This window comes from Rhodococcus sp. P14 (assembly GCF_000256505.1).
GTDB lineage: Bacteria > Actinomycetota > Actinomycetes > Mycobacteriales > Mycobacteriaceae > Rhodococcus > Rhodococcus ruber.
Genome location: NZ_AJFC01000147.1, coordinates 1 through 972 on the forward strand (window position 1 = coordinate 1; position 972 = coordinate 972).

The following is a 972-nucleotide window of genomic DNA, read 5'->3' on the forward strand; positions in this document are numbered from 1 at the left end:
CGCGCGCAGGACTATCCGAACGTCGAGGTGGAACGGGTCGTGGTGCGGGACCGGCCCGTGCGCCACCTGCTCGAACGGGCGGAGAACGCCCGGTTGCTGGTCGTCGGCAGCCGCGGCCGCGGCGGCTTCGAGGGCATGCTGCTCGGCTCGACCAGCCGGGCACTGCTGCACACGACGCCGTGCCCGCTGCTCGTCGTCCGGCGCAGCTAGGGACTACTCCGGCCGGGGCTGCTCGTCCGGCGGCGGAGTGCGGCGGACGGGCAGGCCGAGGGCGCTGCGATCGCAGGCCCGCACCAGGTCGGTTGCCGTGACGATGCCGACGAGGCGGTCTCCCGACACGACGGCCACGAGGTCGAGCCCCGGCCGCAGCAGCACCCGGCTCGCGACCTCGGCGAGCGAGGCGTCGGCCGGTACTCGCGCCGCCGCGGGCAGCGGCCGGGCCCGGTCCGCGACGGTGACGACCGTGCGCTCGCCCTCCGGGACGGGGGTCAGGTCGGCCAGCGACACCACGCCGATGGGCCGGTTCCCGTCGTCGACCACAGGAAACACCCGGTGGTGCGTGCCGCGGGCCGCGACGGTGAGGAGCTGCGCCACGCTCGCACTCCCGGGTGCGGTCACCGGCGACGCCGTCATGACGTCACCGACCCGGGTGTCGCCGAGCTGGTGCCCCAGCGAGGCGTTCGCCAGCTCGGCGTTGGCTGCGGTCCGCAGGAACCAGCCGAGGAGCATCATCCACAGGCCGCCCGCGCTGCCGAGGGCGAGCGTCTCGGCGGCGCCGAGCACGATCAGCGCCAACCCCACCGCGCGGCCGGCGCGGGCGGCGCCGCTCGCGGCGGCGAGCCGGTCGCCGGTGCGGCGCCACAACACCGCCCGCACGACCCGCCCACCGTCCAGCGGCGCACCCGGCAGCAGGTTGAACACGGCGAGTACCAGGTTGGTCGCGCCCAGCCAGCCGATCGTCGCGGTCACCAG

General features: G+C 76.1%; 2 protein-coding genes. One reads left to right on the plus strand and one right to left on the minus strand.

Annotated features, from left to right (window positions below):
- Window positions 1-210, plus strand: a 210-nt coding sequence (locus tag OEY_RS28320; RefSeq protein WP_010593927.1) for a universal stress protein, incomplete at its 5' end; no start/stop codon positions are given.
- Window positions 211-213: 3 nt separating this feature from the next.
- On the opposite strand, the gene OEY_RS28325 is transcribed toward OEY_RS28320, so the two are convergent.
- Window positions 214-972, minus strand: a 759-nt coding sequence (locus OEY_RS28325; RefSeq protein WP_043805222.1) for a CBS domain-containing protein, incomplete at its 5' end; no start/stop codon positions are given.